General features: G+C 67.3%; 15 protein-coding genes. 13 read left to right on the top strand and 2 right to left on the bottom strand.

The window, feature by feature from the left end; genetic code table 11:
* The first annotated feature begins 51 nt into the window (after positions 1-51).
* The 3 genes from LG391_RS04815 (at position 52) to LG391_RS04825 (ending at position 5135) form a co-directional block, all read left to right on the top strand.
* The gene (locus tag LG391_RS04815; RefSeq protein ID WP_225766846.1) at positions 52-1800 is read left to right on the top strand and encodes an enoyl-CoA hydratase-related protein; all 1749 of its coding nucleotides are present in this window, start codon (positions 52-54) and stop codon (positions 1798-1800) included.
* Between the two features lie 379 nt (positions 1801-2179).
* The gene (locus tag LG391_RS04820) at positions 2180-3718 is read left to right on the top strand and encodes an aminotransferase class I/II-fold pyridoxal phosphate-dependent enzyme (protein ID WP_225766847.1); all 1539 of its coding nucleotides are present in this window, start codon (positions 2180-2182) and stop codon (positions 3716-3718) included.
* A gap of 34 nt (positions 3719-3752) precedes the next feature.
* Positions 3753-5135: an FAD-binding oxidoreductase gene (locus LG391_RS04825; RefSeq protein ID WP_225766848.1), complete on the top strand. Its 1383-nt coding sequence runs from the start codon at positions 3753-3755 to the stop codon at positions 5133-5135.
* A gap of 367 nt (positions 5136-5502) precedes the next feature.
* Here LG391_RS04825 and LG391_RS04830 read toward each other — a convergent pair whose 3' ends face one another.
* Positions 5503-6267, bottom strand: a complete 765-nt coding sequence (locus LG391_RS04830; RefSeq protein ID WP_225766849.1) for an IclR family transcriptional regulator — start codon at positions 6265-6267, stop codon at positions 5503-5505.
* 115 nt (positions 6268-6382) lie between these two features.
* Between LG391_RS04830 and LG391_RS04835 the strand changes: the two genes are divergently transcribed.
* The 10 genes from LG391_RS04835 (at position 6383) to LG391_RS04880 (ending at position 12707) form a co-directional block, all read left to right on the top strand.
* Complete coding sequence (locus tag LG391_RS04835) at positions 6383-7243, top strand: transporter substrate-binding domain-containing protein (protein WP_225766850.1); 861 nt, start codon at positions 6383-6385, stop codon at positions 7241-7243.
* Between the two features lie 126 nt (positions 7244-7369).
* On the top strand, positions 7370-8029 hold the full coding sequence (locus LG391_RS04840) for an amino acid ABC transporter permease (RefSeq protein WP_225766851.1): 660 nt from the start codon (positions 7370-7372) through the stop codon (positions 8027-8029).
* Between the two features lie 10 nt (positions 8030-8039).
* Positions 8040-8693: an amino acid ABC transporter permease gene (locus tag LG391_RS04845; RefSeq protein WP_225766852.1), complete on the top strand. Its 654-nt coding sequence runs from the start codon at positions 8040-8042 to the stop codon at positions 8691-8693.
* A 393-nt stretch (positions 8694-9086) separates the two neighbouring features.
* On the top strand, positions 9087-10073 hold the full coding sequence (locus tag LG391_RS04850; protein WP_225766853.1) for a calcium-binding protein: 987 nt from the start codon (positions 9087-9089) through the stop codon (positions 10071-10073).
* A gap of 74 nt (positions 10074-10147) precedes the next feature.
* Positions 10148-10372 (top strand): hypothetical protein, encoded by a 225-nt coding sequence (locus LG391_RS04855; protein ID WP_225766854.1) that lies wholly within the window; start codon positions 10148-10150, stop codon positions 10370-10372.
* 124 nt (positions 10373-10496) lie between these two features.
* Positions 10497-10871 (top strand): hypothetical protein, encoded by a 375-nt coding sequence (locus tag LG391_RS04860; protein ID WP_225766855.1) that lies wholly within the window; start codon positions 10497-10499, stop codon positions 10869-10871.
* Positions 10872-10884: 13 nt separating this feature from the next.
* Positions 10885-11175: a hypothetical protein gene (locus tag LG391_RS04865; RefSeq protein WP_225766856.1), complete on the top strand. Its 291-nt coding sequence runs from the start codon at positions 10885-10887 to the stop codon at positions 11173-11175.
* A 14-nt stretch (positions 11176-11189) separates the two neighbouring features.
* On the top strand, positions 11190-11357 hold the full coding sequence (locus tag LG391_RS04870; protein ID WP_225766857.1) for a hypothetical protein: 168 nt from the start codon (positions 11190-11192) through the stop codon (positions 11355-11357).
* A gap of 252 nt (positions 11358-11609) precedes the next feature.
* Positions 11610-12338, top strand: a complete 729-nt coding sequence (locus LG391_RS04875; RefSeq protein ID WP_225766858.1) for a bifunctional 2-polyprenyl-6-hydroxyphenol methylase/3-demethylubiquinol 3-O-methyltransferase UbiG — start codon at positions 11610-11612, stop codon at positions 12336-12338.
* Between the two features lie 12 nt (positions 12339-12350).
* The gene (locus LG391_RS04880) at positions 12351-12707 is read left to right on the top strand and encodes an MFS transporter (RefSeq protein ID WP_225766859.1); all 357 of its coding nucleotides are present in this window, start codon (positions 12351-12353) and stop codon (positions 12705-12707) included.
* 160 nt (positions 12708-12867) lie between these two features.
* On the opposite strand, the gene LG391_RS04885 is transcribed toward LG391_RS04880, so the two are convergent.
* Positions 12868-13269, bottom strand: a complete 402-nt coding sequence (locus tag LG391_RS04885) for an acyl-CoA thioesterase (protein WP_308013026.1) — start codon at positions 13267-13269, stop codon at positions 12868-12870.
* Between the last annotated feature and the right edge of the window lie 73 nt (positions 13270-13342).

Consider the following 13342-nt stretch of genomic DNA (forward strand, 5'->3'; position numbering starts at 1 on the left):
CTCCAGGAGCCCCGCCGCCGCATCGGCTGCCGCAACCGACAAGAGGGCCCCGTGGATATCCTGCTCTTCGCCTCGGCCTATAACGGCATGGTCCAGCGCGTTCACTGCGAACTGGAAGCGCTCGGCCACGACGTCTCGATCGAGCTCTCCGACAATGAGGCCACGATGGTCCGGCGGGCGGAGGCGGTCGCCCCCGATCTGATCATCTGCCCGTTCCTGAAGCACCGCGTGCCGGACCGCGTCTGGCAGTCCTATACCTGCCTGATCGTCCATCCCGGGATCGAGGGGGATCGCGGCCCGTCATCGCTCGACTGGGCGCTGACCCGCGGCGAGCATCGCTGGGGCGTCACCCTGCTCCAGGCCGACCGGGAGATGGATGCCGGGGACATCTGGGGGACGCGTGAGTTCGACATGCGCCCGGCCGGCAAGGGCAGCCTCTATCGTCGGGAGGTGATCGGCGCCGCGGCCGATCTCATCCGCCAGGCGCTCGAGGACCGCCTCGACCCGGACTTCCGGCCGAGGCCGCTGGACTATGCCCGGCCGCAGGTCCAGGGCCGGCTGCACGAACCGATCCGCCAGGCGTCGCGGCGCATCGACTGGAGCCGCGATTCGACCGCCGAGATCGTGACCAAGATCCAGGCGGCCGATGGTTTCCCCGGCGTGCTCGACCAGATCGGCGGCGAGGCGGTGCACCTCTTCGGTGCCGTCGCCGATCCGGGCGTCCGGCACGACAGGGCGCCGGGCGAGCTGCTCGGCCAGCGCCACGGCGCGATCTGCCGCGCGACGCGGGATGGCGCGGTGTGGATCCGCCAGCTCCGGCAGGCAACCAGGGACGGGCGGCGCTTCGCCAAGCTGCCGGCGATGCTCGCCCTCGGCTCGATCGTTCCGGGGTTGGCCGACACTCTTGCGCCGCTCGATCCATCGCCTGCCGACGAGATCCGCGTTTGGCTCGACGACGGCGTCGCCCACATCGAGTTCGACTTCTACAACGGCGCGATGAGCACCGAGCAGTGCGACCGGCTGGCCGAAACGCTGCGGGCGGTCAAGCGCCGGGACGACGTGCGCGTGATCGTGCTGATGGGCGGGCAGGATTTCTGGAGCAACGGCATCCATCTCAACTGCATCGAGGTCGCCGACAGCCCGGCCCTGGAATCGTGGCGCAACATCAATGCGATGAACGACCTGGTCCGCGAGATCATCCTGACCCCGGACAAGATCACCGTCGCGGCGCTGCGCACGAATGCCGGCGCCGGCGGGGCGATCCTGCCGCTGGCCTGCGACGTCGTGGTCGCGCGCAGCGGCGTGGTCCTCAACCCGCACTACCAGACCATGGGGCTGTACGGCTCCGAATACTGGACCTATCTGCTGCCCCGCCGCGTCGGCCTCCCCTGCGCCGAGGCGCTGACCACGTCTTGCCTGCCGGTGCTGGCGGACGACGCGCTGCGCCTCCGTCTCGTCGACCGGGTGCTGCCGGAGGACTGGCGCCAGTATCATGACGTGCTGGCCCGGCATTGCCGGACCCTCGCGGGCGACGAGACGTTCCGGCGCCGGCTCGCGGCCAAGGCCGGGAACCGCGCCGCGGACGAAGCCCGGCGCCCCCTGGAGTCCTATCGCGAGGAGGAACTGCGGCGGATGAAGGCGACCTTCGACGATCCGGGGGCGAGCTATCACCGCCTGCGGCGCGATTTCGTCTACAAGATCACCTGCGGCGGCACGCCGGCCCGGCTGCTGGCCCTTGGCAGAGGCCTGGCCGTCTCTGCGAATGTAAACCCGCCGGCGGCGCTCACGATGGCGGGCTGAGGACAAGCGTCGCGAGCGGCGATATCTCGCCGCTCCGCCGACCGGCGTCGTATCCTCGGCGCGTCCGCCGAGGAAAGGCATAGGCATCCTTGATGAGGTAACTATGCCAGGTCGAGCTGCGGCGTCGGCTGCGTCCGACCTCCTCTGGGGCCGCGGCACCGGCACGACAGAGCCGAGCTCCATCAAACCTGCACCAGAGCCGAACTTGGCGCCCCGATCGATCTGCGGTTTCAAATTTGTCATAGTGCCTTAATCGAAATTAAATATCCGTATTGTATGCGATAGGAATCTTTGGCTAAATCAGAGACGAATTGTGACAAAAATGGCAAATAAAAGTGAGGTAAGTATCCGGCTTCATCTAAATGAGCCATGGGATGATTTGGGTTCAGACTGGTCGACGTATCCCGATACGGAGCCGTTGAGAGACAGGCTGGCGAATCTGTTCAACCTCGATCCAGAAAACCTGTTGATCACAGCCGGTAGCGATCAGCGAATCGAGAGCGTAATGCGCTCGGTGAACGGACCAGTTCTGGTGCTGGATCCGGACTTCTCTCGTTACGCCGAACATGCAGAAAACGCCCTGATCCCCCTGTTGAAGGTTGAACTAGCGGTACGCGGCGACAGTTTCCCGGAAGCGGAGATCATTGCCGCGGCCTCCGATGCAAGATTGGCGATGTTCAGCACGGTGGGAAATCCAACCGGCTACACGATACCGGACGATTTTCTCGTCACCCTCCGCCGCTTGCACCCCGATCTCGTGATATGCCTCGACGACTGTTACGGCGCTTTCCTGGGAAAGACTTGTCACGAATGGGCTGTGCATACCCCGAATACGGTCATGCTGGGCTCCTTCTCGAAGATCGGATTTCCGGGTTTGCGGGTAGGATTTGCGATTGGCGCACCCGAGCTCGTCGAACGCATGCGCAAATTTGTTTCGCCCTTCGCCGTGGCGGGTCCGAGTTTGGCCGCGGCGGAGCGGCTGATCGGGCGGCCGGATTTTGTCCGGCTGATCGAGGCCAACGTCGAGCGCCAGCAGCAGGCCCGGGATTTCTTGTCGTCCGAGTTGACGCGGCAGAATTTCGAGATAGCCCGACCGACAGGGAACTGGATCCTGGCACGGCTGGGCGATGGCGCAAAAAGGCTCGCGGAAGAGCTCGGGCGGCGCAACGTCCTGGTCCATGCATCGTCTCATCCGCGCCTCCGGCAATGGCTCCGCATTTCGACACCGAATCTTCAGGCGGTGCAGCAGTTCGTGGTCACGTTCGGCGACATCTTGGAGAGTGCGGTCATTCTTCGAGATGGTCTTTTCCGATTCAATATAGACCACCTCAACCCACGGCGTTGGAATGAAGCATCGTTCGTTGTCCGTATCGGGACGGAAGTGCTCGGCGTGGATCACGTCGCCATTGTCCTGGGAAGCGCTGCGGCTTACGAGGAACTGGTTGCCGATCTCGTTTCGCATGGTGGCGTGATCCTAGAGGGGCCGGGAATCTGGCCCGACGACTTTTGCGAACATTTAGAGCATGTCTCGCCCGACCTCAGCATGCGGTTCGCGACCGTCAAGCTCGAAAGCGGCGGCCTGCTGGTGATCTCAGCGCCCGTCGCTGCGGGAGATCAACTCGATCGCTGGCGGGCTGCGCGCGGCGGCGACGCCGTCCATCACGTCGCGATTCACACGGACTCGCTCACGTCCTTGGCCGAGACGCTGACAGCGCAAGGCTGGAAGCCGATGTCGGAAGAGCCGGTGTCGGATGGCGTGCTGGAACAATGGTTCCTCCGCAACGAGGAAGGCCAGATCCTGGAACTGATCGCACGCTCAAGCGAAGGCTCTGCGACCTTTTCCTGTACCAACATTGGCAAGCGGCGCCGGATCGAGGTGCGGCGCAGTGCGGCGGACAGCGCGCATGAACCCGCCTAGCGGTGAACCATCCGTGGCCAGCCATCGAGGCAAAATGAGTCGCGACGCTTTGCAGGCGCTCGCGAATGTGCTCGGCCCTGATGTCGTGCGGTTCGGCGATCGCATCGAGAACCGTCACGGCCGAGACTACAATGGATTGCCCTTCATTTTGCCGCGCGCCCTGGTGTCGCCCCGCAGCGTCGAGGACGTCTGCCGAGCCTTGGCGGTGTGCCACGAGTACGGCCAGTGCGTCACGGTGGAGGGGGGAGGGACCGGACTAACGGGCGGAACTCGGCCCGACCCGGACGACGTCGTCCTTTCGTTGCGGCGCTTGGCCGGCGTCGAGGACGTCGATGCCGTCGGCGGGACGCTCGTCGCCCTGGCCGGCACTCCGTTGAGCGCGGTCCAGGAAGCCGCGCGATCTGCCGGCTGGCAATGCGGCATCGATATCGGCGCGCGTGACGCGTGCACAATCGGCGGGAATGTCGCGACCAACGCCGGCGGATCCAAGGTGCTGCGATACGGCATGACGCGCGAAAACGTGCTGGGTCTGGAAGCCGTGTTGGCCGACGGCACCGTGCTTCGCTCGCTGAACAAGATCCCCAAGAACAATGCCGGCTTCGACTGGAAGCACGTCTTCATCGGCAGCGAGGGCATCCACGGCGTTATCACGCGAGTCGTGCTGAAGCTTCATCCGGCGCCGGGGCGGCCGCGAACGGCGCTGTGCGGAGTGTCTGGCGTGGACGCAGCGATGGCCGTGCTCAAGCGTATTGAGCAGGGCTTGCCCGGGACGCTGGTCGCTTTTGAAGGAATGTGGCCCGAATTTTGCTCCTTTGCGGCGCGTGCGACCGGAAACACGTTCCCGCTCGCCTCGCAGCATCAACTGTGCCTGCTCGTGGAGTGCGACTGTCCGCTTGGCGAAACCAGCTCGGATGCGTTCGACGCCTTGATCATGGAGCTGCACGAGCAGCATCTGATCGCCGAGGCAGTGGTCGCCAACTCGGAGGCGCAGCGCCAGCGGCTTTGGAAATTTCGCGATGCGACGGCATACTTCAACCAGTACCTGCCAGGCCATGCTTCATTTGATATCGGTTTTCGGCCGCCCGGCTTGGGCGAGGCCACCGACGCGCTGCGGGCCGCATTGCAGGGACGATGGCCCGAGGCAACGACGCTCTTCTTCGGCCATCTCGGGGATGGCAACCTCCATATCGTCCTCTTCGCGAATGGGCACCCGTCCGGCTTCGATGCCGAGGCGGAGGAACTGGTATACGCGGTCACGGCCTCGCTCGGCGGAACGATCTCGGCCGAACATGGAATCGGGCGCTGGAAGCGGCCGTACTTGCAGTTCAGCCGCACAGCGGAAGAGATCGAATTCATGCGTGTCATCAAGTCGACGCTGGATCCCAGGGGAATTCTCAATCCCGGTCGATTGTTGTAGCCGTCCGTGTTGTCCATCCGCCAATTGACGGGCTCACCCTCGGGCGCAGCCGGCGGAGGATCAGGATCGACCATTTGTGCGCATTTGCTCCAGAACCGGACGAACGTCCCGCCCGGCCATCTCGGCCAATGTCCCCAGCATGGCGTCAAAGACCCGGTTTCGACCCAGCGCCGTAGAGCGGCCCGATCAGCGCCCATCGTCCAATAAGCGGATCCGTTCACCCAAGTTCGTAGGTTGGGTCGCGGCATGCGAACGCAACAACAATGGGTGCCGCTGAGCGGTGGGATGTCGGGTTCGCTTGCGGCGAACCCGACCTACGCTCGACTGTAAAGGGGTCGACAGAGGTGTCTCCCCGACTGCCTCTACCCTACAGCCCCACCGCCCCCGGCGGCGCGAGCGACAGGCGGCGGGCGGCGGCGAGCAGGGTGTCGAGCAGCGCGCCCTGCCGCTCTTCCGGCGTGTCCAGCGGCGTGACCAGGCACAGCGTCGCCACCGCCCGCCCGTCCCGGTCCACCACCGGCGCCGCCAGGCAGCGGGTGAAACGGTCGACCAGCTCCTGGGTCACGGCATAGCCGCGCGCCCGCGCCGCCTCGGTCTCGGCGACGAAATCCTTCGGCTCGATCCGCTCGCCCGAGGGCAGCGTGAAGTCCTCGGCCGGGACGAAGCCGGCGATCTCAGCCGCGGTCATGTGGGCGACCAGCAGGCGGCCGGACGCGGTCCAGGGGATCGGCAGCCGGATCCCGACCTCCGAGGTGATGCGGAAGGTGCGGCGCCCCGGCTCGTTCAGCATCACCACGTATTTGTCGCCGTCGAGCATGCAGAACTGCGCCGTCTCGCCGGTCTCGGTCGCCAGCCCCAGCACCTCGCGCCGGGCCCGGCTCAGCAGGTCGACGCCGGCGACATAGGTCTGGGCGTAGTAGTGCACGGCGCGGCCGAAGAACACCGCCCCGCCGTCGCCCGCCGGCTCCAGGATCCGCGCCGCGGTCAGCCGGCCGACGATCTCGTAGAGGGTCGAGCGCGGCGCGCCGGTCGCCTTGGCCAGCTCGCCCATCCGCACCGGCCCGCGCCGCGCCTGCAGATGCTCCAGGATCGCCACCACCCGGTCGATCCCCCGCTCCCGGCTGGTTGCCATGGCTCCCCCCTTCGCCGCGCTCGATTGCATTCGCCTCGAGCCGAGCCTATCGTACCGATTGTCCGACATACAAGATCATTGTCCGATATACCGGACAGAAAACGTGGAGGCTGAGATGCGCATCGTGACCCGGACCCTGCTGTCCGCCCACACTTTGACGTCAGTCTGCGCCGCCGCCCTGCTGCTGGGCACCGCCGGCGGCGCCCTGGCGGCCGACAAGCTCCAGGAGGTGCTGAGCCGCGGCAAGCTGATCGTCGGCACCGGCAGCACCAACCCGCCCTGGCATTTCAAGACCGAGCAGGGCGACCTCGCCGGCTTCGACATCGACATCGCCAGGATCATCGCCAAGGGGCTGTTCAACGACCCCAGCAAGGTCGAGTTCGTGGTCCAGTCCTCCGACGCCCGGATCCCGAACCTGACCACCGACAAGGTCGACATCACCTGCCAGTTCATCACCGTCACCGCCGCCCGGGCGCAGCAGGTGAACTTCACCATCCCCTACTACCGGGAAGGCGTCGGCCTGCTGCTGATGAAGGACGGCCGCTACAAGAGCTATGACGAGCTGAAGGCGGCGGGCAGCGGCGTCACCGTCTCGGTGCTGCAGAACGTCTATGCCGAGGCCATGGTGCATGCGGCGCTGCCGGAGGCGGCGGTCGACCAGTACGAAAGCACCGACCTGATGTACGAGGCGCTGAACTCCGGCCGCGCCGACGCCGCCGCCACCGACATGTCGTCGCTGCGCTGGTTCATGAAGCAGAACCCGGACCGCTATGTCGACGCCGGCTATGGCTGGAACCCGCAGACCTATTCCTGCGCCGTGAAGAAGGGCGACCAGGACTGGCTGAACTTCGTCGACACCGCGCTGCACGAGGCGATGACCGGGGTCGAGTTCGACACCTACGCCGCCTCCTTCGAGCAGTGGTTCGGCCAGCGCCCGCCGGCGCCCGCGATCGGGTTTCCCACCGAGATGCGCTGAGCCCTCGCCCAAACCTTCCTCGCCATCCCCGCGAAAGCGGGAATCTCGTCCCGCTCCTGTGGCGAAGAGATCCCTGCTTGCGCGGGGATGACGGGGTCGGGAAGGCGGATCCGCGGAGAATACAGGGTGAACTACCAGTTCAATTTCGGTGCGGTCTGGGACAGCCGCGACCTGCTGCTGAGCGGCCTGGCGCTCGGGCTCGGCCTCGCCGTGGTGTCGATCCTGATCGGCTGCGTCATCGGCCTGGTCGGCGCCTTCGCCGCCACCTCGCGCAGCCGGGTCGCCCGCGGCCTCGCCTCCGGTTACGTCACATTCTTCCGCAACCTGCCGATCCTGGTGATCCTGCTGTTCGTGTTCTTCGCCCTGCCGCGGGCCGGGATCCGCCTGGACAAGATCGACAGCTTCGTCGCTTCGCTCTCGGTCTATGCCGGCGCCTATCTGATCGAGGTGTTCCGCGCCGGCATCCAGTCGGTGCCGAAGGGCGTGGTCGAGGCCGGCACCGCGCTGGGCCTGCGGCCGATGCAGATCCGCCGGCTGCTGGTGGCGCCCTTGATGCTGCGCAACATCCTGCCGGCGCTGGGCAGCAACTTCATCTCGCTGTTCAAGGACACCTCGCTGGCCGCCGCCATCGCGGTGCCGGAGCTGACCTTCTACGCCCGCAAGATCAACACCGAGAGCTTCCGCGTGATCGAGACCTGGCTGGTGACCAGCCTGCTCTATGTCTGCGCCTGCACCCTGATCGCCTTCCTGCTGCGCCGGCTCGAGGCGCGGCTGCGGCTGCCCTGAGGGATCGCCGATGGACGCCTTCCTGCAGCAGCTCTGGGCCGCCCGCTGGGCCCTGCTCGACGGGGCCTGGCTGACGGTGCAGATCTCCGTCGTGTCGATCGCCGCCGGCACCGTCTTCGGCGTGCTGGTCGGGCTGGCCCTGACCTATGGCGGCCGCGTCCTGCGCTGGCCGGCGCGGCTGTTCGTCGACTTCATCCGCGGCACGCCGGTGCTGGTCCTGGTGCTGGCCGCCTTCTACGTCCTCTCCGTCGTCGGCATCCAGCTGACCGCGGTGCAGGCCGGCATCTTCGCGCTGGCCGTGTTCTGCAGCTCGCATGTCGGCGAGATCGTGCGCGGCGCGCTGCAGGCGATCCCGCCGGGCCAGACCGAGGCGGCGAAGTCGCTCGGCCTCGGCTTCCGCCAGACCGTCGTCCTGGTCCTGCTGCCGCAGGCGCTGCGCCAGATCCTGCCCAGCTGGGTCAACACCGGCACCGAGATGGTCAAGGCCTCGACCCTCTTGTCGGTGATCGGCGTCACCGAGCTGCTGCTGACCACCAAGGAGGTGATCAGCCGCAACTATATGAGCCTGCAGTTCTACCTGTTCGCCGCGGTGGTCTACTTCGTCGTCAACTTCGCCATCGAGCGCCTCGGCAAGACCCTCGCCCGCCGCACCGCCCTGAAGTGACCACCCGGGCGGCGGGATGCGCTGCCGCAAGACATCCCATTCTCTCCAAAATTGCCTCAAATAAATATTACCTGTTTATGCAAGATCCAACTTGAAATCCGATGCAGATCATTTGGTTCAATTTTGTCATGTCGGAGAACAAGATTTCGATAGATAGAATCCACTCCCTATTCCGACGGGATCGAGTCTATATAGACTTCGAATCGGCCACGAAGTCAGCCAGAAGCCGGCGAAATCTTTTCAGCCCCGGCTCCGCCATCCTTCGTGGTCGCCCGCGGCCTTTCCTTCGGTGGGGCCGCATCCCGGCCGGGCGAGCAGCGGCCTCCAAGGCCCTTGCCCCGCGACGGGCACCGTCTTCGGACGACGCGTGTGACATGCAAGGGGGACATGGACATGACTGCGACCAGCGACAATTCCGACATCATCATCGGCACGCCGGGCGACGACGTCATCGATGCCGGCAACGGCAACGACGTGGTGAGCGGCGGCGGCGGTGACGACGTCATCAACGGCGGCAACGGCTTCGACGTGATCACCGGCGGCGCCGGCGACGACGTCATCGACGGCAGCGAGGGCTTCGACGTCATCGATGGCGGCGGCGACGCCGACTGGCTCCGCGGCGGCAATGGCGGCGATGTCGTCACCGGCGGCGAAGGCCATGACAGGATCGCCGGCGGCAACGGCGCCGATACGCTGGACGGCGGCGCGGGCGACGACCTGCTGCGCGGCGGCGCCGGGCCCGACATCCTCAGCGGCGGCGACGGACTCGACATCGCCAGCTATGCCGAAAGCGACGCCGCGGTCTCGATCAACCTGGCGACGCATGTGAACCACGGCGGCAACGCCGAGGGCGACGTCATCGCCGGCGATATCGAGACGATCCATGGCAGCCGCTTCGGCGACACGCTGACCGGCGACGCCGGCGACAACATCCTGCGCGGCCTGGGCGGCGACGACACGCTGGCTGGGGATGCCGGCACCGACCGCCTGGTCGGCGGCGACGGCAGCGATCGGATCGAGGGCGGCGCCGGCGCCGACACCCTCTACGGCGGCGCCGGCGCCGACCGCTTCGTCTATGCCGCGGCCGGCGACACCGGCGCCGATATCACCACCCGCGACGTCATCGGCGACTTCTCATCGGCCGATGGCGACAAGATCGACCTCTCCGGGATCGATGCCGACGGCGATGCCGGCAACGGCGACACCGCCTTCACCTTCATCGGCGAGGCCGCCTTCTCCGGCCAGGCCGGCGAGCTGCGCTTCGCATCTGCCGGCGGGCTCACCGCGGTCGTCGCCGATATCGACGGCGACGGCCAGGCCGACCTGTCGATCGCGCTGATCGGCGGCCAGGATCCGGTCGCCGACGACTTCGTGCTGTAGCGCCGGCAGCGGGACGGAACAAAGCGCGGGCGCCGCGGGTTGCCCGCCTCGTTCCGTCCCGTCCCGAGAGTCCGATGACCCGCCGCCTCCTGCCGATCGCCCTCGCCGCCGCCCTGCTCGCCGCCGGCTGCACCAATATGAGCCGCGAGGCCCAGGGCACGCTCAGCGGCGCCGGCATCGGCGCGGCGGGCGGCGTCGCGCTGACCGCGCTGACCGGCGGCAGCCTGCTGGCGGGCGGCGTGATCGGCGCCGCGGCCGGCGGCGTGGCCGGCAATCTGAAGAGCAAGGGCTATTGGTAGCCGGACCGGCGGCAGGGCGCTTCGATCCTCGCCGCCAGTAACCTTCCCGGTCCTGCGAATGAGTGTTTGATTATCCCCCCAGAAGGCGGAATACTCGTTCCGCCAATTCAGTCGGGAGGAAATAATGGTATCAATATCCATTAGACCCCTGCTTCTGGGGGCCGCGCTGATCGTCGCCGCGGCGGCGATGCCGGCCCGGGCCGGGGATGTCCCGCTGGTCACCGGGGAGCACTGGACCAAGGCGTCCGAGGCCGAGAAGAAGGCCTTCCTGGTCGGCGCCGCCAACGTCATCTCGGTCGAATACGAGCTGCGGAAGGACGACCGCCGCACCCGGCCGGGCATGATCAACGCCCTGATCACCAAGCTGCAGCCGATGTCGCTGACCGACATCTCCAAAGGCATCGACGACTACTACACCGCCCATCCGGACCAGCTGTCGCGGGCGGTGGTCGAGGTTATCGTCACCGACGTGGCCAAGATCGAACCCCGGCGGAAATAGGGAGGGCGCGATGATGAAGCGGATTCTTCTGCCCGCGGCGCTGTGCGGCGCGCTGCTCGCCGGGGCCTGCAGCAACATGACCCGCGAGGAGCAGAGCACGCTCAGCGGCGGTGCGATCGGCGCCGCCGGCGGCGCCGCGATCAGCGCGCTCGCGGGCGGCAATGCCGGCGTCGGCGCCCTGATCGGCGGGGCGGCCGGGGCCATCGCCGGCAATCTCAAGGGCAAGGGTTACTGGGGACGCCCGGCGCGGTCCGCCGCGCCGGCGGGCCGCGCCCATTTCAACCGACAGCAGGAGGGCGAATGATGCGCGCATGTCTTGTGCTGGCCGCCCTGGCCGGGATCGGCCTTGCGGCAGGTGCCGCGAAGGCCGGTGAGAGCAGGCTCGAAGGCCTCGGCAAGCCGGTTTCCGTCACCATGGACAGCGTCGCGGCCGTGAAGCCGGCCGCGATCGAGGCCAAAGGCAAGGGCAAGGGAAAAGGCAAGTGATAGGATCGTTATCCATCCATCCGAAGCCTGTCCTTGACGCGAAGCCTTTTGCCCGCGATACAGATGCGATGTCCGAGATCGTGTCCCACATCGTCGTCAGACGCAGCCGCATAACCGTCGGCGGGACGCCCGGACTCTGCGTGTGCCGGCCCTTGGTCGGCACCTGATCCCATGCAGCCCCGCCGGAAACGGACGGGGCTTTTTCTTGGCCATCGCGCACCCCGTCCGCCCGTTTCAGATGGAGTCCGCAAGATGACCCAGAACATCTACGACAACCCCGCCTTCTTCGCCGAATACAGCCGCCTTCGCCGGTCGGTCGAGGGTCTCGGCGGCGCCCCGGAATGGCCCGCCCTGCGCGCCCTGGTGCCGGATCTCACGGGCCGCCGCGTGGTCGATCTCGGCTGCGGCTTCGGCTGGTTCTGCCGCTGGGCGCGGCAGGCCGGCGCCGCCGAGGTGCTCGGCCTCGACGTCTCGGAGAACATGCTGGCCCGCGCCCGGGCCGCCGATCCGGACGCCGCCGTGACGTACCGCCGCGAGGACCTGGAGCGGCTGGAGCTGCCGCCGGCGTCCTTCGACGTCGCGTACAGCTCGCTGGCGCTGCACTACATCGCCGACCTGGAGGGGCTGCTGGCCCGGCTGCACCGGGCGCTGACGCCGGGCGGCCGGCTGGTGGCCTCGGTCGAGCACCCGATCTATTCCGCCCCCTCCGATCCGAAATGGGTGCGGGACGAGGCCGGGCGCGACGTCTGGCCGGTCGACCGCTACCTGGACGAGGGGCCGCGAGTCACCGACTGGCTGGTCAAGGGCGTGGTCAAGCAGCACCGCACCATCGGCAGCTATGCCGGGCTGCTGCTGCGCGCCGGCTTCACCCTGTCGCATCTCGAGGAATGGGGCCCGACCGCGGAGCAGATCGCCGAGCATCCGGAATACGCGATCGAGCGCGAGCGCCCGGCGTTCCTCCTGCTCGCCGCTGATCGTTAAGCCACGGGACCCGTGATCCGCCCCCGCAGCCTGCCCTTCCTGGTCCTGCTCGCCGCCCTGGTCGCCCTGGGCGGGCTGGCGGTCGACATGTACCTGCCGGCGCTGCCGACCATCGGGGCGGAGTACGCGGCCGGGCCGGACCGGGTGCAGCTGACCATGAGCGTCTATCTGCTCGGCTCCGCCGCCGGGCAGATCGTGATCGGCCCCCTGAGCGACCGGTTCGGCCGCCGGCCGGTGCCGATCGGCGGCTTCGTGCTTTCGCCGCCGCCATGGCAGCGGTCGCCCCCGCCGCGCTGCTGGCCGAGCGCATCGCCGCCGTCCACAGCCGCCGCGCACAGACGGCCTGAACCGCCCATCGATCCCTCTTGACCTGATGTTCCGCATATGTTCTCTTGACCTCGCAAGGAACATAAAGGGAACATCATGAGCGACTGGACCTTCATCCGCGAGACCGTGACCCTCACCCTGCTGTTCGGCGCCTGCTACGGCCTGGCCGTCGTCGGCTACGCCTGGGGCCTGTGAGCCCGCCCTACCCGATCGCGGTCTGCTCCGGCGGCAGGGGGCGGGACTTGCCCTCGCCGTCGATCGCGACATAGGTGAAGGTGCCGTCGGTGACCTTGACCACGCTGTGGTCGGTGCGGCGCTGCACGAAGGTCTCGATCCGCACCTTCATCGAGCTGCGGCCGGTCGACACCAGCTCGGCATAGCAGGAGACGGTGTCGCCGATCCTGACCGGGGCCAGGAAGCTCATCGCCTCCACCGCCACCGTCGCCGTGCGGCCCCGCGCCCGCTCATGCGCCACCACCGCGCCGGCCAGATCCATCTGCGACAGCAGCCAGCCGCCGAAGATGTCGCCGTTCGGATTGGCGTCCTTCGGCATGGCGATGGTGCGGAGGGCCGGCATCCCGGGCGGCAGCAGCAGGGTGGTCACGGAGGGAATCCTAGATTTGGTTACGCAGAGGCCGGAAGTGTCTATATGATGGAGGCAGCCCGCACATCCACGA

This window comes from Inquilinus sp. Marseille-Q2685 (genome assembly GCF_916619195.1).
In the GTDB taxonomy this organism is placed as follows: domain Bacteria; phylum Pseudomonadota; class Alphaproteobacteria; order DSM-16000; family Inquilinaceae; genus Inquilinus.

Bases quoted from the DNA above. Each gene is read 5' to 3' on its own strand.
- LG391_RS04825 (WP_225766848.1), top strand. From the start codon at position 3,753: ATGAGTCGCGACGCTTTGCAGGCGCTCGCGAATGTGCTCGGCCCTGAT.
- LG391_RS04845 (WP_225766852.1), top strand. From the start codon at position 8,040: ATGGACGCCTTCCTGCAGCAGCTCTGGGCCGCCCGCTGGGCCCTGCTC.
- LG391_RS04835 (WP_225766850.1), top strand. From the start codon at position 6,383: ATGCGCATCGTGACCCGGACCCTGCTGTCCGCCCACACTTTGACGTCA.
- LG391_RS04860 (WP_225766855.1), top strand. From the start codon at position 10,497: ATGGTATCAATATCCATTAGACCCCTGCTTCTGGGGGCCGCGCTGATC.
- LG391_RS04850 (WP_225766853.1), top strand. From the start codon at position 9,087: ATGACTGCGACCAGCGACAATTCCGACATCATCATCGGCACGCCGGGC.
- LG391_RS04875 (WP_225766858.1), top strand. From the start codon at position 11,610: ATGACCCAGAACATCTACGACAACCCCGCCTTCTTCGCCGAATACAGC.
- LG391_RS04865 (WP_225766856.1), top strand. From the start codon at position 10,885: ATGAAGCGGATTCTTCTGCCCGCGGCGCTGTGCGGCGCGCTGCTCGCC.
- LG391_RS04855 (WP_225766854.1), top strand. From the start codon at position 10,148: ATGACCCGCCGCCTCCTGCCGATCGCCCTCGCCGCCGCCCTGCTCGCC.
- LG391_RS04830 (WP_225766849.1), bottom strand. From the start codon at position 6,267: ATGGCAACCAGCCGGGAGCGGGGGATCGACCGGGTGGTGGCGATCCTG.